Source organism: Gramella sp. MT6, from assembly GCF_019357415.1.
Classification (GTDB): Bacteria; Bacteroidota; Bacteroidia; order Flavobacteriales; family Flavobacteriaceae; genus Christiangramia.
Window position 1 is genome coordinate 1,056,767 of record NZ_CP048410.1, and the last position, 19,447, is coordinate 1,076,213.

The 19,447-nt window shown below is 38.4% G+C and carries 16 protein-coding genes; 8 read left to right on the top strand and 8 right to left on the bottom strand.

Features of this window, described 5'->3' with window-relative positions:
- The 6 genes from G3I01_RS04815 to G3I01_RS04840 all read right to left on the bottom strand — a co-directional run bounded on the left by G3I01_RS04815 (window position 1) and on the right by G3I01_RS04840 (window position 6,526).
- A complete protein-coding gene (locus tag G3I01_RS04815; RefSeq protein ID WP_219551588.1) occupies window positions 1-1,056 on the bottom strand; it encodes a carbohydrate-binding family 9-like protein in 1,056 nt (351 codons plus the stop codon).
- A 61-nt stretch (window positions 1,057-1,117) separates the two neighbouring features.
- Window positions 1,118-1,939 (bottom strand): N-acetylmuramic acid 6-phosphate etherase, encoded by an 822-nt coding sequence (murQ, locus tag G3I01_RS04820; protein ID WP_219551590.1) that lies wholly within the window; start codon window positions 1,937-1,939, stop codon window positions 1,118-1,120.
- A gap of 4 nt (window positions 1,940-1,943) precedes the next feature.
- Window positions 1,944-3,536, bottom strand: coding sequence for a family 20 glycosylhydrolase (locus G3I01_RS04825; protein ID WP_219551592.1), 1,593 nt, complete (start codon window positions 3,534-3,536; stop codon window positions 1,944-1,946).
- Between the two features lie 32 nt (window positions 3,537-3,568).
- A complete protein-coding gene (locus tag G3I01_RS04830; protein ID WP_219551594.1) occupies window positions 3,569-4,330 on the bottom strand; it encodes a creatininase family protein in 762 nt (253 codons plus the stop codon).
- Window positions 4,327-5,619, bottom strand: a complete 1,293-nt coding sequence (locus tag G3I01_RS04835; RefSeq protein WP_219551596.1) for a sugar MFS transporter — start codon at window positions 5,617-5,619, stop codon at window positions 4,327-4,329. Before G3I01_RS04835 ends, G3I01_RS04830 begins: the two co-directional genes overlap by 4 nt.
- A 40-nt stretch (window positions 5,620-5,659) precedes the next feature.
- Window positions 5,660-6,526, bottom strand: a complete 867-nt coding sequence (locus G3I01_RS04840; RefSeq protein ID WP_219551598.1) for an ROK family protein — start codon at window positions 6,524-6,526, stop codon at window positions 5,660-5,662.
- 239 nt (window positions 6,527-6,765) lie between these two features.
- Between G3I01_RS04840 and lepA the strand changes: the two genes are divergently transcribed.
- Window positions 6,766-8,562, top strand: a complete 1,797-nt coding sequence (lepA, locus tag G3I01_RS04845; RefSeq protein ID WP_219551600.1) for a translation elongation factor 4 — start codon at window positions 6,766-6,768, stop codon at window positions 8,560-8,562.
- 112 nt (window positions 8,563-8,674) lie between these two features.
- Window positions 8,675-9,439, top strand: a complete 765-nt coding sequence (locus G3I01_RS04850) for a YebC/PmpR family DNA-binding transcriptional regulator (RefSeq protein ID WP_219551602.1) — start codon at window positions 8,675-8,677, stop codon at window positions 9,437-9,439.
- On the opposite strand, the gene G3I01_RS04855 is transcribed toward G3I01_RS04850, so the two are convergent.
- Window positions 9,436-11,304 (bottom strand): sodium:proton antiporter, encoded by a 1,869-nt coding sequence (locus tag G3I01_RS04855; protein ID WP_219551604.1) that lies wholly within the window; start codon window positions 11,302-11,304, stop codon window positions 9,436-9,438. The genes G3I01_RS04850 and G3I01_RS04855 overlap by 4 nt on opposite strands.
- Before the next feature lie 165 nt (window positions 11,305-11,469).
- Between G3I01_RS04855 and G3I01_RS04860 the strand changes: the two genes are divergently transcribed.
- The 6 genes from G3I01_RS04860 to G3I01_RS04885 all read left to right on the top strand — a co-directional run bounded on the left by G3I01_RS04860 (window position 11,470) and on the right by G3I01_RS04885 (window position 19,001).
- Complete coding sequence (locus tag G3I01_RS04860; protein WP_219551606.1) at window positions 11,470-12,333, top strand: MBL fold metallo-hydrolase; 864 nt, start codon at window positions 11,470-11,472, stop codon at window positions 12,331-12,333.
- 8 nt (window positions 12,334-12,341) lie between these two features.
- Window positions 12,342-14,027 (top strand): S8 family peptidase, encoded by a 1,686-nt coding sequence (locus tag G3I01_RS04865; protein ID WP_219551608.1) that lies wholly within the window; start codon window positions 12,342-12,344, stop codon window positions 14,025-14,027.
- 2 nt (window positions 14,028-14,029) lie between these two features.
- The gene (locus tag G3I01_RS04870) at window positions 14,030-15,919 is read left to right on the top strand and encodes a M1 family metallopeptidase (protein ID WP_219551610.1); all 1,890 of its coding nucleotides are present in this window, start codon (window positions 14,030-14,032) and stop codon (window positions 15,917-15,919) included.
- 166 nt (window positions 15,920-16,085) lie between these two features.
- Window positions 16,086-16,451: a ribonuclease P protein component gene (gene rnpA, locus G3I01_RS04875; RefSeq protein WP_219551612.1), complete on the top strand. Its 366-nt coding sequence runs from the start codon at window positions 16,086-16,088 to the stop codon at window positions 16,449-16,451.
- Window positions 16,452-16,537: 86 nt separating this feature from the next.
- Window positions 16,538-18,172, top strand: coding sequence for a S41 family peptidase (locus G3I01_RS04880; protein WP_219551614.1), 1,635 nt, complete (start codon window positions 16,538-16,540; stop codon window positions 18,170-18,172).
- A gap of 10 nt (window positions 18,173-18,182) precedes the next feature.
- Complete coding sequence (locus tag G3I01_RS04885; RefSeq protein WP_219551616.1) at window positions 18,183-19,001, top strand: sterol desaturase family protein; 819 nt, start codon at window positions 18,183-18,185, stop codon at window positions 18,999-19,001.
- Here the strand turns inward: G3I01_RS04885 and G3I01_RS04890 are convergent.
- Entirely contained in the window at window positions 18,998-19,444 is a 447-nt protein-coding gene (locus G3I01_RS04890; RefSeq protein WP_219551618.1) for a GNAT family N-acetyltransferase, read from the bottom strand. The two genes, G3I01_RS04885 and G3I01_RS04890, sit on opposite strands and share 4 nt — an antisense overlap.
- Window positions 19,445-19,447 lie beyond the last annotated feature (3 nt).

A 19,447-nucleotide genomic window follows, 5' to 3' on the forward strand; every position in this document is an offset into this window, starting at 1 on the left:
TTAGATTTCTAAAAAATTACCGTCTTCGGTTATGATATAAGACTTTCCGGTAACCGGACTCTTTACTGAAATATTCCACCCATAAAGGTGATTTTGCAATTTAGCTTCAACAACTTCTCCCTGCATCATTAAATCATTTGCCTTGACCTGTTCCAGGTCTCTGGCCCATTCTCCATTTTCACTTTTATATGCCTTTTGATTTCTATAGAGTTCAAATAGCCACCACCTGATCTTTTCGTCTTCCGGAATTTCAAATTCAATTTTATTCTCCGGGCTTTCGGAAGAAAAGTACACATATCCCCAGTGTTCTGGCTCATGCATGTTTATGACGCCCTGTGGAGACCACACCCAGTTATACTCCGGCAGAAAATTCCCTTTCTCATCTTTTTTCCTGGAATAGGTTTGGTCACTGAGCTCAAAATCCCAATTGACCCGTGAAAAATTAATTCGCCAGAATTTATCCTTATGCCCTTTCCCATGAATATTGGCCTCTTCCAGAACATTCCATGGAATCGCAACTTCCACGCTCCAGAATTTATCTTCATCTGAAGGATCATTTAGAGAACCTTCAATATGTACAGCAGACAAAAGGCCATTAATATCCCAGTTATCTATGATTGGCGAGGGTTCACGGTAAGGTTTTACTATAAAAAGATCCCATACGGTATTCAAGGCATTCATTTCGAATTCGAGATAATTATGAGAATCGCCATCCGGATCTATGAAGATTTCGAAGTCATTATTATAGAAAATTACCGTATCCCGTTGTTTTAAGGTCGCCCAGATATGAGGTTCCTCCATTTTAGCATAAAAATACAGATATGTGTCATCCCAAAGCATTTTTACATTGGTCTTATACTTTGGAGTTTTGTTTCCTTCTATATCTATAAAATCTTGAGAGAATTCTACCTTGCTCCAGGAGGATTCTTTAGCAATTCCATCAACCTTGATGGCTTCAGTAGTTCGATAAGCCACATAACTTCTATGTTTATTTTGAGAATACAGAACAGATCCTGTAAAAATTAATCCGAAGACAATCAAAAAACATTTGTTCATATTAAGCTGCTATTATTGGGCTACAGTTTATGCGAACTCAGCTAGCTATAACTAGCCAGCGTCATTTTCCTTTATGATGATTTAAAAGCACACCGCGAACACTACCGAATTCTTTGAGCAGTCGACCGGCTTCTTCTTCACCAACTTCCAGTTCTTCCATGATCATCCTTATTCCGCGTCCTACTAGCTTATCGTTGGAAAGTTGCATGTCCACCATTTTATTCCCCTTCACTCTTCCTAGTTTTATCATAACCGCGGTAGAGATCATATTAAGAACTAGTTTTTGAGCGGTACCAGCTTTCATTCGGGTACTCCCGGTAACGAATTCGGGACCCGTTACTACCTGAATAGGATATTCTGAAGCCTCTGCTAAAGGACTTCCTGAACTACAGGTAACACAACCAGTGATAATTCCATTCTTCCTCGCTTCTTTAATTCCACCGATTACATAAGGAGTAGTTCCCGATGCAGCGATACCAACAAGTACATCTTTATCTGTAATATCATATTCCTGCAGATCTTTCCAAGCCTGGTTAGTATCGTCTTCGGCATTTTCCACAGCATTTCTCAAGGCAGTATCTCCACCGGCAATAAGACCTATCACGATGCCCGGACTTACCCCAAAAGTTGGCGGACATTCAGAAGCGTCCAGCACTCCCAGTCTTCCACTGGTTCCGGCACCTATGTAAAATAACCTTCCTCCAGACTCGATCTTAGGCACGATCACATCTACCAGTTTTTCGATAGAAACGATCTCCTTTTTAACATTTCCAGCGATGGTTTGATCTTCTTTATTGATATTCGAAAGTAATTCCAATGTGTTCATCTTTTCCAGATGATCATAATTTGAAGATCTTTCGGTATCAGGACTTTTCTTGCTCATTTTATTATTTTTTCGAAAGCTTTTCAGAAAATACTCCTTTTTCTCTCGGCGTCTCCCAATCCACTTCCGGACTTTTAAAATATTCTATTCCCAGGTTTTCCAATCTTTCTCCATGTTTAGCCAGCCTTTCAGTGAAATCCTTAAAATCCCTGTTAGAAGATCTGGTCCAGCCAACTTCAGCCACGGCAATACTTCTTGGCCATAAACGATCGTCTGCACGATCGTCACTAATTACAAGTTCACTCCATACCGGAGCCTCGATACCAATCACCCGTTCATCATCGGTGCTATAGCTATAAACTATTTCCAGGGGAAGACCTTCTTTTCTGCACCATTTATAAGTATTTTCCTGATCGGTAATATTACCATGATCCAGGTAGAAAAATTTACAGAACGAATCGATGATCTTCTGCCCTTCAGCTATTTTGGTTTCACCATTCCAGCGCTGAACTATAAAATTATCGCTTAGATCGGCTTTGGCGCTTTCTTCCCAGCCAATGGCCGTCTTATCATATTTTCGAACAATAGAATCGGCTTTTTGAATAAACTCCTCGTATAAAGGATCTTCAATTTCATCACCACCAATATGAATCCAGTTTCCGGTAGTGATCTCAGCTAATTCTTTAACCACTGCATCCACGAACTTATAAGTTGAAGCGTCCTCAAGGCAGAGTCTAGTCCAGCCTACATTATATCCATCATAAAGATCTGGTGGCAAGGCACGCTGAGGTTCTATATTTTTATTGTTCTCGCAATTAAGCTCTGGATAGGACACTAAAGCCGCATAGACATGGCCAGGCATATCGATCTCAGGGATAATCACAATATTCCTTTTTGCTGCATACTCCTGCAATTCCTGGTATTCTTTCTGGGTTAAATAACCCGATCTGCCATTTTTAACCGCGCTCTTCCCTCCTATTTCGGTAAGTTTCGGATATCCTTTGATCTCAATTCTCCAACCCTGATCATCACTCAAATGCAAGTGAAGTCGGTTGAGTTTATACATCGCCATCCTATCAATATGCTTTTTGATATATTCCTTAGTTAGAAAACTCCTGGCGATATCCAGCATACTGCCTCTCCAGGAATATTCCGGTCTATCGGTGATCTCTACATGTCTAAGTTTGATCTCAGAAGAAACTTCTCCGGTTTCGATCTTAGCAGGAAAGAATTGTCTTAAAGTTTGTATTCCATAGAACATCCCTGCCTCAGTAGCGCTTTGAATGTTTATACCAGTATCGTCGATCTTAAGCTTATATCCTTCCTCGCCTACTTCATCTTCCAGTTCTGGATCTATATTCAATTTCCAGTTTCCGCAATTTTCTGCTTCAGTAAATTCTGCTTTACTACCCGCTGCATTTAACAATTTTTCAATCCAATAGATCGAGTTTTTACTTTCAGAATTATAACAAATAGTATTTTTAACCGGAAGAATATAGAATTCTGTACCCCAAAAAATATTTTGAGGTGTAGGGATAATCGCAGGGAATTCAGAATCTATATTCTTAGGATCCGGTTGGTTTTGCATACCAAAAGATAGATTCAGTATTAGCATTATACTGAAAACTGGCAGGTATTTTATAATTTTTGAATTCATATGACAATTTTTAATGACTGTCTATTATTTATCTATTCGTATCTATTACCAATTTCAACTTCTGAAACCTCTTCAATAAGATTGGCCAGCTTCTGAGTGACCGCAGTAATGAATCTTTCTCCTTTTTCACTGGTTGCTTTGCGAGGATCCCCAATACCGGTATCTGCAGTTACCATAGACCATTGCCTCTCAGACCAGGCCCAGCCTTCACGAATTCCGGTGATCCTGGATTTTCTTTCTTTCCCATCCCCTGCTTCTTTCAGATCTAAAACAAGTTCACGTTTAAGATGAAGCATCAGGCTGGTTTCCATTTCATCTGCATGATCTCCTTTTTCTTCGAAGAATTGGGATTTATCTACCACATCGAAAAAATTGGTAGCGATCAATAGCATTTTTGGATATTTCAGTCCTAATTCACGCAATATTGGTTTGAAATTGTTTCCTCCGTGGCCATTCAGTAAAATCAGTTTATAAATATTCTGACGATTCAAAACTTCAATAATATCTGAAAGAATGGCAAGTTGGGTACTCGGGTTCAAATTCATATCCAGTGTGATATCTGCCTGCCCTGTATTAACCCCAAAAGGAATATTTGGTAGAACTTTAAGCTTCACGCCTTTATTCCAGGCTAATTTCCCGGCTTCCGCCGCGATCGCTTCAATTTGATAATTATCTGTTCCATAAGGCAAATGGTAATTATGAGCTTCGGTAGCACCCCAGGTAAGTACCGCTACCTCGGTTTTTTCCTCCTTAATAGATTTCCAGTTGCTTTCTGATAAGATATATGGTCTCATGATTTCCTGATTTTGTATCCTGAAACTGCGAAATAAAAGATGAATAAATAGCACGGGATCATTACCCAGTATGCGTCTTGCGGATTCCAATTCTCGGCCAAAGCTCCATAAACCAATGGTATAATAGCTCCCCCGGCAATTCCCATTACAAGTAATGAAGAAGCTGCCTTGGTAAATCTACCAACATCTGCCAGGGCTAAAGGCCAGATTGCCGGCCACATTAAAGCATTGGCAAGTCCTAATAATGCTATAAAGGCAAGCGAAACATAACCGCTTGTAAAAATGGCGAGAAGGGAGAAAATAACTCCTAAAACTGCTGAAACCCGAAGGGCATTTTCCTGTTTTATATATTTCGGGATAGTGATAATTCCAATAATATATCCAATCACCATAGAAACCATGGTTCCGGTTGCGAAATATTTTGCTGTGGTCAGGGCGATTCCCTGTGAGGCTCCATAACTTATGATACTATCTGCAGCTATTACCTCTACTCCCACATATATGAATAAAGTGATCACTCCCAGGATCACATGAGGGAAATCAAAGACACTGTTTTTCCCTGCATTTGTAGACGAAAGGCTTTCATCTTCTTCATCTGTATCTACTTCTGGCAGGCTGGATTTATAAACCCATAAGGCTAACAGCAGCAAAACCACAATAATTCCGATATAAGGCGGAATAACACGAAGGGCCATTTCATTTAATTCGTTGATCCTTTCGGCTGAAGTGAGATTGGCAATTTCAGATTGTAATTCATCTGCTTTTTCAAGCTGTAAAAAGAAACCGATAAGGATTGGCGCAATGGCCCCGGCAAGTTTATTACAAATTCCCATGATACTGATTCGCTTAGCAGCACTTTCAGCAGGGCCAACAATCGTCACATATGGGTTTGAAGCTGTTTGCAGGATCGCAAGTCCGCTACCCATAATAAATAGACCGGTAAGGAACAGGAAATAAGTCCTGGTGATCGCGGCTGGAATAAACAATAATGCTCCAAAAGCCATAATTACAAGCGCTACGGACATTCCCTTCTTAAAGCCCAGTCTGTTAAGGGTTTTTGTAGAAACGGGAGCCATCACAACGTAAGCAATATAAAAAGCAAAGGTTACAAAAAAGGACTGGAATTTAGTGAGTTCACAGGCGATCTCCAGATATGGGATCAGTAGGGAATTTAGCCAGGTAACAAATCCGAAAATGAAAAATAAGGCCCCAATTATAATTATGGATCGGGTGGTATTTTCGGTAATATTTGAAGTTTTAACTCCTTCTTTTGCGACTGAATTTGCCATAATAGCTAGAAATAGGATTTAAGGTAAGTTTGATTTATTTTTAGTGCTTTTCTACGAAATTTTTCTTTTCTGAAATAATAAGTGCAGCAGCACCTAAAATAGCAATATTCTCTATATCTGAAGTTTTAATTACAAGTTGATCCAGAATTCTCTTAAATGGAAAATCACTAATAGATTCATGTAATGCCTTTTCGAAATATTGGAACGAATTACTTACCGAACCACCAAGAAAAATTGCTTCGGGAGAAAGTATGTAAAGCATTATTTTGATGGCTTCTCCAAGATGTTTTCCATATTCTTCAAGAATATCCAAGGCTTTCTGGTCTCCTCTTTTGGCTAAACTGAAAACTTCACTACCCCTAAGGCCGTGTTCAACCCTAAAAAATTTTCCACTACAATAATCTTCAATAGTTTTATCCAGATATGGAATACTACCTAATTCACCTGCGCCGGAAAGACTTCCGGAATAAAGCTCTCTGTTCGCGATTATCCCTGTTCCAAAACCTGTACCCATGGTAATTCCAAGAAAGTTTCTAAAATCTTTGCCTTCACCAAAAGTCTTTACACCCAGGGCAAAAATATTTGCATCATTAGTGATCTTCACCGGAACCTTAAAATGATCTTCAAGATGTTTTTTAAGATGAACTTCCTTCCAGGAGGAAATATTTAAAAGATCATAGATAATACCCTTTTCTTCATCAATTAGTCCGGGAACTCCAATTCCTATTCCTTTATAATCATGAGGGCCTAAAGACTCGATCCCTTCGATAAGGTTTTTCATGATATCATCCTTAGACGAACCTGAAAGCGTAGGAAACTTTGTCTCATTTACAAGCTTCCCCTCTTCCACGATCCCAACCTGTATCTTTGTAGCACCTATATCTACACCTAATATTTTATTATTCATCCGTAACTTATTGGTAGGAAATTATAACTGGCCCTTTTTAAAAATAACAAATAGACTTAAACAAAGTATATATATTTTTTTATTTTAAACAAATACTTTTATAAAATTTTTATTAAAGTTATTAATTTGTCTGAATTATTCTTATAATCTAATTAGAAAATATAGTAGATCTAGAAATATTCTCTGATGACATACAAATAAACTATATTTGCAAACTTAAATAGTTATGAAATTAGGAGATGAAGAACATTCGGAACTTTTGCATAATAGCACATATTGATCACGGAAAAAGTACGCTGGCAGATCGTTTGCTTGACTTTACCGGTGCTGTAACCGAAAGGGAAAAGCAGGAACAACTTCTGGACAGTATGGATCTGGAACGTGAACGCGGTATCACCATAAAAAGTCATGCGATCCAAATGGATTATGTTCATGAAGGGGAAGAATATGTTCTGAATTTGATTGATACTCCAGGTCACGTTGACTTTTCATACGAAGTTTCCAGGTCTATTGCTGCTTGTGAAGGGGCATTATTAGTGGTAGATGCCGCGCAGAGCATACAGGCACAAACGATTTCTAACCTGTATCTGGCTCTTGAAAATGACCTTGAAATTATACCAGTTTTAAATAAAGTAGACCTTCCAAGTGCGAATCCGGAGGAAGTTACAGACGATATCGTGGATCTATTAGGTTGCGATCCTTCTGAAGTAATACCGGCAAGTGCTAAGACAGGTCTTGGAATTAAAGAAATTCTTGATGCGATCATCAATCGTATTCCTGCACCAAGCGGGAAAGTTGATGCTCCATTAAGAGCATTGATATTTGATTCGGTCTATAATCCTTTTAGAGGGGTTGAAACCTATTTCAGGGTTATCAACGGATCTATTAAAAAAGGAGAAAAGATCAAATTCGTAGCTACAGATAAGACTTATGATGCAGATGAAGTAGGAACACTTCGTTTAAAACAATTTCCGCGTAAAGAGATAAAAACAGGGGATGTTGGTTATTTGATCACCGGTATTAAGGATGCCCGCGAAGTTAAAGTAGGGGACACTATTACCAGTGCTGTAAACCCAACTACCGAAGCGGTTGCAGGTTTCGAAGACGTAAAACCGATGGTTTTCGCAGGAATATACCCGGTAGATACCGAAGATTATGAGGAATTGAGAGCTTCTATGGAAAAACTTCAGTTGAATGATGCTTCACTGGTGTTCACTCCTGAAAGTTCTGCTGCTCTAGGTTTTGGTTTCCGTTGTGGATTCCTTGGAATGCTGCACCTGGAGATCATCCAGGAAAGACTGGAGCGTGAGTTCGATATGACCGTAATTACTACGGTTCCTAACGTTTCTTATTACGCGTACACCAATAAGAATCCGAATGATATCATTCTTGTAAATAACCCATCAGATCTTCCTGAGCCTTCGACTTTGAACAGGGTAGAAGAGCCATTTATTAAGGCTACGATCATTACAAAATCAGATTATGTTGGTAACGTAATGTCGCTTTGTATTGAAAAAAGGGGAGAGATCACCAACCAAACATATCTTACTACCGAAAGGGTAGAACTTACTTTTGACATGCCATTGGCAGAGATCGTATTTGATTTCTATGATAGATTGAAAACCGTATCTCGTGGATATGCTTCATTTGACTACTCACCAATAGGAATGAGAGAATCTAAACTGGTAAAGGTAGATGTGCTCCTTAACGCCAATAAAGTAGATGCTCTTTCAGCATTACTACACGTAGATAATGCCTATGATATTGGTAAAAGAATGTGTGAGAAACTAAAAGAATTGATCCCAAGACAGCAGTTCGATATTCCTATTCAGGCTGCTATTGGAGCGAAAGTTATCGCCAGGGAAACTGTAAAAGCACTTCGTAAGGATGTTACCGCGAAATGTTATGGTGGTGATATCTCACGTAAAAGAAAACTGCTGGAAAAACAGAAAAAGGGTAAAAAACGTATGCGCCAGGTGGGGAATGTAGAGATCCCACAGGAAGCATTCATGGCAGTTCTGAAACTGAACGATTAACATCTGAATCCATTATAAAACAAACCTCTCTGAAGTCAAATTCAGGGAGGTTTTCTTTTGTTCATCAAATTCTTAATTTTGTAATTCTCACATAATTTTTAAGAAAAATAATATGGCCGGACATAGTAAATGGGCGAATATAAAGCACAGAAAAGGAGCACAGGACAAGAAAAGAGCGAAGCAATTTACCAGAGCTATCAAGGAAATTACCGTTGCGGTTAAAGAAGGTGGTGGGCCAGATCCGGAAGCGAATCCAGGTCTTAGAAATGCCATTCAAAACGCCAAGGGTGTAAATATGCCAAAAGATACCATTGAGCGAGCGATAAAAAAGGCCAGTGGTGCAGATGCAGATAATTATGAAACGGTGACCTTTGAAGGTTACGGTCCAAATGGTATAGCGATCTTTGTGGAATGTACTACAGATAATACCAATCGTACCGTGGCTTCGGTTAGGTCTATTTTTTCCAAGAACGGAGGTAGTCTTGGAACCAATGGTTCCCTGGAATTCCTTTTCGATAAAAAAGGTGTTTTCGTTATTGAGAAAGAAAAGATAGAAATGGACCTTGAGGAATTCGAACTGGAATTAATTGAAGGTGGTGCTTCAAAATTTGAGAAAGAAGATGATTATCTTACTGTTTATACAGATTTCACCGATTTTGGAAGTATATCCTCTAAATTAGAGGAGCTTAACATAGAACCAAAGAATTCTGAAGTACAGCGAATACCCCTAAATACATTGGAATTACCGGTAGATGATGCCATCAAGATCCTTAATCTGGTGGAAAAATTCGAAGATGATGATGACGTGCAAAACGTATATCACAATCTTGAAATTACAGATGAACTTATCGAAGAAATGGAAAAAGAGCAGGCTTAATCCTGCTCTATATTTTCTTCAATATTTTCTTTTTCTTCACTGTCACCCGGTTCAATTTGCTTACCAAGATAGACCATCATATATCCTTCTTCAATTTCAACATCGGTACTGTTAGAAGGAATTATACTTAATTCACCTTCATTGTTCTTAACGAACAATGGAATGATATCAGGATCTGTCTTACTTATTTCTATCAATCCGTCATAATGTTCCTTGGAATTAAGGTCTATTTCGTGAATAGAAGGGTATTTACGGGCAAGATTCGTAAGTTTTATATAATCATCTGTCTGGGAGAATAAACCTTCCTTAGGATTGTTTTCAGGATCATACATTTCATCTGAAGAAACCACTCTAAAAGATCCATTTTCACCAAAATGCTTTCTGAACTTTTCAATAGCATTCAGGTTAACCTCTGTATTTCCGGTCATAGCCATCAAGTAGCCTACATCACTTAATTCGATATTATTGATAAGGTCATCTGAATAGACATTTTCCTGGATCGCATCTAATCCCAGTTCACGGGCTTTTCTAATATTCGCACCGTTACTGTCTACCAAAACCACGTGCCTTTTATTTTTCTTAAGGTAAGAACCTATCAACCTGGATATCGTTGATGCTCCAATGATTAGTATTCCTTGTGAATTCTTTAAAAACACTCCTACCAATTGAGCGAATAACCTGGCCGTAGTGGCATTAAGTAATACGGTTCCCAGTACGATCATAAATACCAGTGGAGTAATATATTCTGCTCCATCAACACCCTGATTTGCTAATTCCAGGCCAAAAAGTGAAGCGATACCAGCGGCAACTATACCTCGTGGTCCAACCCAGCTAATAAATAATTTTTCATTCACCTTAAGCGAAGAACCAATACTGCTTACAAATACTCCCAATGGCCTTATTACTAAAACAACAGCTCCAAAAAGGATCAATGCTTTAATATCATATACCAGTAACAGGTCTTGAACATTAATATTTGCCGCGAGTAAAATGAATAGTATAGAGATCAGTAAAACACTGAGTGATTCTTTAAAATAAAGCAGTTCCTTAAGATTAGGAAGGTTAATATTCCCCATTACCATTCCCATAACTACCACGGCTAAAAGTCCGCTTTCATGTGCAAAAAGGTCAGCCAACACAAAAACTCCTAAAACGGTGGCCAGTGTAAGCACGTTTAAAAGATAATGCGGAATTACATTTTTCTTAATGGCAAAAGCCAGGGCATGGGCAAAGGTAAAGCCGAAAGTAAATCCGAACAGAACGATCTTCCCGAATTCCATAAGAGCAGTTTCGGTAAATTGTGTTCCTGTTCCTGCACTTATAAATTCAAACATCAATACCGCTACCAGAGCTCCAATTGGATCTATGAGGATTCCTTCCCACTTTAAAATGGCTGAAATATCCTTCTTCAAGGGTATATTTCGAAGGATCGGGGTAATTACCGTTGGACCGGTAACGATTATAAGAGCAGCGAATAAAAAGCTAATCTGCCAGCTAAGATCAAAGATAAAATGGGCAGCGATACCTGCACCAACAAAGGTTACGATCACCGCGATGGTGATCAATTTAAGGATAACCGGGCCTACATTCAGTATTTCGCCCTTACGTAAGGTTAAACCACCTTCAAAAAGGATTATTCCGATAGCCAGCGAAACAAAATAGAATAAACTGTCTCCTGGAAATAGTCCAGATTCTCCATTCCAGATTGGTTCAATTAATTTTGAACCGTCTACGGTAAAAAAGGTAGAGATAGGTCCAACTGCCAGACCCACAAGAATTAAGGGCAGAATAGCCGGAATTTTAAATCTCCACGCCAACCATTGAGCCATAATACCCAAAATCACTATTCCTGCTAATTCTATCATGCGTTCTAAGTTTACTTATAAAAGCTAAAAATATTAAAAATGTTTAACTCTCAAAGCTTATTATATAAAGGCTTTCTATTATTCGATCCTGTTAAATGAAGTGAAAATAATTCGAAAAGGCTTTAACTTTTTCTATTTTGCGGGGAATTTGTAAAAAACTAGACCATGACACTATATCCCATTGAAGCTGGAAATTTTAAATTGGACGGGGGAGCAATGTTTGGAGTGGTACCTAAAAGCCTCTGGAACAGGACCAATCCTGCAGATTCTAACAACATGATAGATATTGCAGCCAGATGTCTCTTGATTGAGGATGGTGACCGCCTAATGCTTATAGATACCGGAATGGGGGATAAGCAAAGTGAAAAATTCTTTAGTTATTATTATCTCTGGGGCGATGATAATATCGATAAATCTTTAAAAAAATACGGTTTTCATCGCGATGATATCACCGACGTCTTCATGACTCATCTTCATTTTGATCATTGTGGAGGAAGTATACAATGGAATAAAGACAGGACCGGCTATGAACCGGCCTTTAAAAATGCGCGTTTCTGGAGTAATGAAGACCACTGGAAATGGGCTACTAATCCAAATGATCGTGAAAAAGCCTCTTTTCTAAAGGAAAATATCATTCCAATGGAACAAAGTGGAAAATTGCATTTTATTGATAGAGAAGAAGATAAAAGCTTTTCTAACTATAAAGAGCTCGGGTTTGGCGTATTATTTGTAGATGGACATACAGATAAACAAATGATCCCACATATCGACTATAAAGGAAAAAAACTCGTTTTTATGGCTGATCTGCTTCCAACTGCTGGCCATATTCCATTGCCCTATGTAATGGGATTTGATACAAGACCCTTGTTAACGCTTCCGGAAAAGAAAAAATTTCTGGAAACCGCCGCAGATGAAAACTATTATTTGTTCTTGGAGCACGATGCACATAATGAAATAATAACCCTGAAACATACCGAGAAAGGAGTGAGACTTGATCAGACTCACACTTTCGACGAAATCTTTAACTAAAATAAAATATGAAAATACCCTTTTTTAAACCATTTCTATCCCTACTTGCTGCCGGTATAATTACCGGATGTAGTAGTACCGCACCGAAAATAGTTTCGACTCCAGTTAAGAATATCGATTCTATTCCTTTGAAAGTAAGAGATCTTAGCGAAACCCAGCTTAAAAACTGGACCAATGCAGATCTAATGACAGACACAATTCCAGGAATGAGTGTTGATAGGGCATATGCTGAAATCATTAAAAAGAACCGCCCTTCACCGGTTATCGTTGGAGTTATAGATAGTGGTGTAGATATTGAACATGAAGACCTTGAAGGTGTTATCTGGACCAATACAGATGAAATTCCTGGAAACGGAAAAGATGATGATAACAACGGTTACATAGATGATATCCATGGTTGGAACTTTTTAGGAGATGCAGTAGCTGAAAATATGGAGTATACCCGTATTTATAAGAAACTGAAACCTAAATATGAAGGAAAATCTGAAAGCAGTATAAGCACTGCAGATCGAGAAGAATATAATCTATATAAAGCCGCCAAGGCCGAATATGAAAAAGAGTATAACGAGTCTATAGAAACCCGTGATCAATACCTTCAGATCGAAGAGCAGTTAACTGCAGCTCATAATGCTGTTTCCGCAGAATTAGGAACAGAGGATTATACCAAGCAACAACTTGCAGATTATAAGCCTCAAACTCAGCAAATGAGTCAGTATAAATCGATCCTGACTCAGATCCAGTATAATGTGAACGAGAATATTCCGGAAGCATTGGAAGAACTGAATGAAGCCATAGAATACTACGATGACCGTCTTTCAACACATTTCAACATGGAGCTTGATGGGCGTGCAGTTACAGGTGATGATCCTTATGATATTACAGATACCGACTATGGGAACAATGAAGTATCAGGGCCAGAGCCAGATAAAGAGCATGTAAAACATGGTACTCACGTTGCCGGAATTATCGCAGCAGATCGTTCCAATGATATTGGGCTTAAAGGTGTTTCCAGCAACGCCAGGATAATGGTGGTTAGAGCAGTGCCAGATGGAGATGAATATGATAAAGATATCGCTCTGGGAATAAGATATGCCGTGGATAATGGTGCAAAAGTGATCAACACCAGTTTTGGTAAGTATTTTTCAACAAACCCAGAATGGGTGATAGATGCAATAAAATATGCAGCAGAAAATGATGTATTAATCGTGAATGCAGCAGGGAATGAAGGTATAGATCTGGATTCCAACAGAGTTTATCCAAATGATCAGGATCCAACTAACACTACAGAGTTTGCAAATAATTTCCTTACCGTTGGAGCTCTTAATTATGAATATGGTTCTGGCCTGGTTGCAGAATTTTCAAACTTCGGAAAATCCAATGTGGATGTTTTTGCACCTGGAACCAAGATCTGGTCTACTACTCCAAATAACGAATACGAATACCTACAGGGAACTTCAATGGCTTCACCAGCCGTAGCAGGTATTGCCGCGATCATTAGAGGTTATTATCCTCAACTTAGCGCTTCTCAGGTAAAGCAGGTAATTATGGATAGCGGTCTTACTACCAATGCTACCGTAATTGTTGGAGGTGACCGAAATAATACCAAAAAATTCCAGAGCTTATCTACTTCAGGTAAGATGGCCAACTTGTACAACGCATTAATTTTAGCCGACCAAATCTCAAAAAGCAATTAAAAATGAATAAAATATTTTTCAGTTTATTATTAATTACCACCGGCCTTTTACAGGCTCAGAATAATACCTCTTACTGGCAGCAACATGTAGACTACACCATGGAAATAGACATGGATGTTGAGAATTTCCAATATTCAGGTACTCAGGAGCTGGTTTACACCAATAATTCACCAGATACTCTTAACAGGGTTTTCTATCACTTGTTCTTCAATGCATTCCAGCCAGATAGTGAAATGAATGCACGTCTGGAAAGTGTTCCAGATCCAGACAGTAGAATGACCATGAATAAGGGAACCGAAGAAAATCCTGAGATAGTAAGCAGGATTACCGGCCTTTCTGCTGAACAACAAGGATACCTAAAGGTGAATTCACTTACCCAGGATGGGAAAGAACTTCAGTATGAAGAAGTGGGAACCGTACTCGAGGTTGAGCTGGCCAAGCCTATTTTACCTGGAGAAAAGACCACTTTTAATATGAATTTTGAAGGCCAGGTGCCGGAACAGATCAGAAGATCTGGTAGAAATAGTTCTGAAGGTGTAGCTCTTTCAATGAGCCAGTGGTACCCTAAATTAGCTGAATATGATTTCCAGGGATGGCATGCAGATCCTTATATAGCCCGTGAATTTCATGGAGTTTGGGGAGATTTTGATGTAAAGATCACCATTGACGATGAATACACTATTGGTAGCACCGGGTATCTCCAGAATCCACAGGAAATAGGTCATGGCTATGAAAAAGAGGGTACAAAAGTAAAATCGAAAGGAGATACACATACCTGGCATTTCGTAGCTCCTAAAGTGCATGATTTTACCTGGGCTGCAGATCCAGACTATATTCATGATAAGCTGGTAGCCGAAGACGGTACCGTACTTCATTTCCTTTACAAGGACAATGACGAGATCAAAGAAAACTGGAAAAATCTTCAGCCAAAAACTGCTGAATTACTTTATTTCTTTAACGAACATATAGGACCTTACCCATGGGATCAATATTCTGTGGTACAGGGTGGAGATGGTGGAATGGAGTATGCAATGTTAACTCTTATCACCGGGGAACGTTCTTTTGAAAGTCTTGTTGGAGTAACCGCTCATGAAATGGCTCACGCCTGGTTCCAGCATCTGCTTGCTACCAATGAAAGTAAGCATGAATGGATGGATGAAGGTTTCACTTCTTATATTTCCTCTGAAGCTGAAAATATAGTTCTTGATAAAAATGCCGAAAATCCGCATACAGGATCATACAGAGGCTATGGATATCTTGCCAGTTCTGGGAAAGAGCAACCACAAACTACCCATGCAGACCGTTATGCCATGAATGCACTTTATGGTGCTGCTGCTTACTCTAAAGGTGCTGTATTCCTTGCGCAGTTAGGCTACATTATTGGGGAAGAAAACCTGGCGAAAACCCTTAATCGATATTATGATGAATGGAAATTTAAACATCCAACTCCAAACGATTTTATAAGAATTGCCGAAAAAGTTTCAGGAGCTGAGTTAGACTGGTATTTAACTGACTGGACCCAAACTACGAATACTATAGATTATGCTATAAATTCTGTAGAAGGAGAAGGAGAAAACACCAACGTGGTGCTACAGAGAAAGGGGCTTATGCCAATGCCTGTAGATGTTAATGTTACCTATACCGATGGTTCCAAAGAAACATTCTATATCCCGTTGCAAATGATGCGTTGGGAAAAACCTGCTGTAGAAGGTCAAAATAGAAATGTAGAAAAAGACTGGGCCTGGGCATTTCCTGGTTACCAATTAGAAATTCCTGTAGCTAAGGATAAAATCTCTGTAATCGAAATTGATGAATCACAGATGATGGCAGATATAGATCGTTCTAACAATAAATGGAATGGATCTGAAAATTCTTCAGATTCCAGCAACTAATATCAATAAATATTTATTGATTAATAGCCCTTTCTTCGCGGAAAGGGCTTTTTAATTGCGGTAAGAGCAGATTATAATTATACTCTACTATCAACTGCTTAACAGCATAATTTCTATTTATTTTATTTAATTGTGGAATTGCTACTTTTACCGCATATTCAGCAAGATGGACCAACGATTTGGAAAGCAAGACCGTTTAAAGAGTAAAAAGCTTATAGACAAGTTATTTGTAGAAGGAAAAAGTTTAAAATCCTATCCGCTAAAGCTTGTATATACCACTATAGAAGATTCAGATTCACCTGAACTTAAGACCGGAGTTTCTGTTCCGAAGAAACTGGTGAAGACCGCGGTAAAAAGAAATAGAATTAAAAGATTGATGAGGGAAGTTTTCAGAAAAAATAAGTATCTTGTTACGAGTGATTTATCTACTTCCCATGCCTTCATGTTCATTTATATTTCCAGAGATGAAATAACCTACGAGAAACTTGAAAAGAGCATGATAAATATTCTGAAGAAATTCAGTGATAATTGAATATTGTAATGAGCTATCATTCGATTTCTATAGCAGAGATTATTAGCGCATTGCATCTGACAGATTGATAATAAAAATTTTTACAGATGAAAAAACGCATCATCAAAATCATCATCTTTCCGGTAGTTTTGATCGGAATTTTCATAGGAACCGTAAGTTTTAAATCAGACTTTTTTGAGATCGCCAAGCAGATAGAGATCTTCACTACGCTTTTCAAAGAGATCAATATGAACTACGTAGATGAAACCAATCCGGCAGCATTGATGGATACTGCTATAAAATCCATGCTAACAGATCTTGATCCCTATACCAATTACTGGAACGAACAGGATGTGGAAGCAGCCAGGATCAATAGCGCCGGGGAATATACCGGTATTGGAGCATTGGTGAAAACTGGGCCCGAAGCGATAACCGTAGTAGAAGCTTACAAGGATTATCCTGCCGATAAAGCCGGATTAAAAGCCGGAGATGAGATAATTAAGATCGGGAATATCAATGTAGTAGATTTCAAAGAAGATGCGGGAGAACTGCTTAATGGAGCTCCAGATAGTAATATTGAAATAACTTATCGCCGCCAGGGAGAGATCAAAACAACCTCGCTTAAAAGAAGTTCTGTAGAGATGAATGCTGTGCCGTTCTATAAATTGCTGCAAGACAAATCGGGATATATTGTTCTATCCAGATTCAATGCAAAAGCATCTACCGAAGTTGGTCGTGCTTTGAAAGATTTAAAAAATCAAGGTGCAGATAAGATCATTTTAGACCTAAGAGGGAATCCAGGTGGTTTATTGAACGAAGCTATAAATGTGAGCAATATTTTTATTCCGGAAGGCGAACTTATTGTTACAACAAAATCTGTAATAGAAAAATATAACCGGGAATACTTCACCAAAAAAGAGCCTATAGATACTAAAATTCCTCTAGTGGTACTCGTAGACGGTAGAAGTGCATCTGCCAGTGAGATCGTTGCCGGGGCCATGCAGGATCTGGACAGGGGAGTGATCGTAGGAGCCAGAAGTTTTGGAAAAGGACTGGTGCAAAGACCTCGGGAACTTGCTTATGGCACACAGTTAAAAATTACCATTTCCAGGTATTACACACCAAGCGGCAGGTGTATACAGGCACTGGATTACCGAAGAAGGACTGATGATGGTAAAGCGATAAGAACAAAAGTTGAAGATTATAATGAGTTCAAAACCAAAAATGGCCGGAAGGTTTATGATGGTGGAGGCATACTTCCTGATATAAAAATGGAATCCTCACAATTTAGTGATATCACCCAGTCATTATTATTCCAGGATGCCATCTTTAATTATGCGACAGATTATTACTATTCTCATGACCTCAAAAAACCTGATAATTTCAGTTTTACCGACGAAGATTTTAAGGATTTCAAAGACTTTCTGAAATCTTCTAATTTTGAATATCAAACTGCTACAGAAAGAGAACTGATCGAAATGATGGATAAGGCTGAAGATGAAGAATTAAAATCTAAGATCGCTCCTGAAGTAGAAAAGATTCGATCCCAGATCAGTTCTTTTAAACAGCAGGAATTGGATGATAAAAAGCCTGAGATCGTTAGTCTGTTGACAGATGAGATCATAAAAAGATATTTCTACAAAGAAGGTCTTTATGAATATTACACAGAAAATAATCCTGAAATTGCCAAAGCGCAATTCATTTTAAAAAGCCCTGAAGAATATTCTAAGATCCTGAAGTAATACCTGAGAATTGGAAAATTTTCTGTTATTTTTTGAAAATATGCCTACCTGGCAAAAGTTGCTTTGGGTCGCGTTGGTTCTTGGAATTTTCTGGTTGCTGGAAGGCTATTACGCCCTGGTAAAATTCAGATATAATAAATGGAAACATGCCAGGACAAATTTCATTCTGTTGGGATTTGTAATGCTGATCAATCTTATTTTTGGAATTATAACCGGTGGCATCTTCCTTTGGTTGAATAATTCACAATTTGGATTATTACAGTTATTTAATCTTCCAGTTTGGGCAGAACTCATCCTGGCAATTATGGTGCTGGATCTAATAGCACAATATTTTGTGCATTATTTGCTACATAAAGTAAGATGGATGTGGAGACTTCACTTGATTCACCACACAGATACCCACGTAGATGCTACTACCGGTACCAGGCATCATCCTTTTGATTTTATCATCAGGGAGTCTTTTGCCTTAATAGCGGTGGTTATCATGGGTATGCCAGTGGCTTATTATCTGTTTTATCGCATTTTAAGTATTTTCTTCACCTATTTTACCCATGCTAACATTAGCTTACCAAAAGGAATTGATCAGGTTTTAAGCTATATAATAGTAACGCCTAATATGCATAAATTCCATCACCATTTTCAATTGCCCTGGACCGATAGTAATTATGGGAATATGCTAAGTATCTGGGATAGGATCTTCGGTACTTTTATCTATGATGATACCTCAAGGATCAGGTATGGGATCGATATCGTAGAAGATAATACTTCAGATAAAATTGGTTATCAGCTAGGGATCCCTTTCAATAAATCTATTAAGACAAAGAATTAATTTTTAACCATGGCAATATGAGGAATCCCATCTTCCAGGTATCCATCCCCGGTTGTTTGATAACCATGAGATTCATAAAATTTGATAAGGTATTGCTGTGCAGAAAGTTTTATCATAGAAGTATTGTAATGCTCTTTGATGGCTTTATCTGAAGCTTTCATGATCTCATGACCATAACCATATTTTCTTTCTGAATCTTTGACCACCACCCGGCCAATAGCTGCTTCTTCAAAATAATATCCAGGTTTAAAACAACGGGTATAGGCCACAATTTTACCTTTTTTGAAACCAATGATATGTAGCGCTTCAGAATCCTTTCCATCGATATCCTGGTAAACACAATCCTGTTCAACTACAAAAACCTCAGATCTTAATTGTAAAATATCATAAAGTTCAGTGAGCTTTAACTCACTGAACTTTTTTACTTCTATGTTCAAAGCCATAAA

Bases quoted from the DNA above. Each gene is read 5' to 3' on its own strand.
- G3I01_RS04815 (WP_219551588.1), bottom strand. From the start codon at position 1,056: ATGAACAAATGTTTTTTGATTGTCTTCGGATTAATTTTTACAGGATCT.
- lepA (WP_219551600.1), top strand. From the start codon at position 6,766: ATGAAGAACATTCGGAACTTTTGCATAATAGCACATATTGATCACGGA.
- G3I01_RS04835 (WP_219551596.1), bottom strand. From the start codon at position 5,619: ATGGCAAATTCAGTCGCAAAAGAAGGAGTTAAAACTTCAAATATTACC.
- G3I01_RS04825 (WP_219551592.1), bottom strand. From the start codon at position 3,536: ATGAATTCAAAAATTATAAAATACCTGCCAGTTTTCAGTATAATGCTA.
- G3I01_RS04890 (WP_219551618.1), bottom strand. From the start codon at position 19,444: ATGGCTTTGAACATAGAAGTAAAAAAGTTCAGTGAGTTAAAGCTCACT.
- G3I01_RS04855 (WP_219551604.1), bottom strand. From the start codon at position 11,304: ATGATAGAATTAGCAGGAATAGTGATTTTGGGTATTATGGCTCAATGG.
- G3I01_RS04830 (WP_219551594.1), bottom strand. From the start codon at position 4,330: ATGAGACCATATATCTTATCAGAAAGCAACTGGAAATCTATTAAGGAG.
- G3I01_RS04840 (WP_219551598.1), bottom strand. From the start codon at position 6,526: ATGAATAATAAAATATTAGGTGTAGATATAGGTGCTACAAAGATACAG.
- G3I01_RS04865 (WP_219551608.1), top strand. From the start codon at position 12,342: ATGAAAATACCCTTTTTTAAACCATTTCTATCCCTACTTGCTGCCGGT.
- G3I01_RS04880 (WP_219551614.1), top strand. From the start codon at position 16,538: ATGAAAAAACGCATCATCAAAATCATCATCTTTCCGGTAGTTTTGATC.
- murQ (WP_219551590.1), bottom strand. From the start codon at position 1,939: ATGAGCAAGAAAAGTCCTGATACCGAAAGATCTTCAAATTATGATCAT.
- G3I01_RS04860 (WP_219551606.1), top strand. From the start codon at position 11,470: ATGACACTATATCCCATTGAAGCTGGAAATTTTAAATTGGACGGGGGA.
- rnpA (WP_219551612.1), top strand. From the start codon at position 16,086: ATGGACCAACGATTTGGAAAGCAAGACCGTTTAAAGAGTAAAAAGCTT.
- G3I01_RS04870 (WP_219551610.1), top strand. From the start codon at position 14,030: ATGAATAAAATATTTTTCAGTTTATTATTAATTACCACCGGCCTTTTA.
- G3I01_RS04850 (WP_219551602.1), top strand. From the start codon at position 8,675: ATGGCCGGACATAGTAAATGGGCGAATATAAAGCACAGAAAAGGAGCA.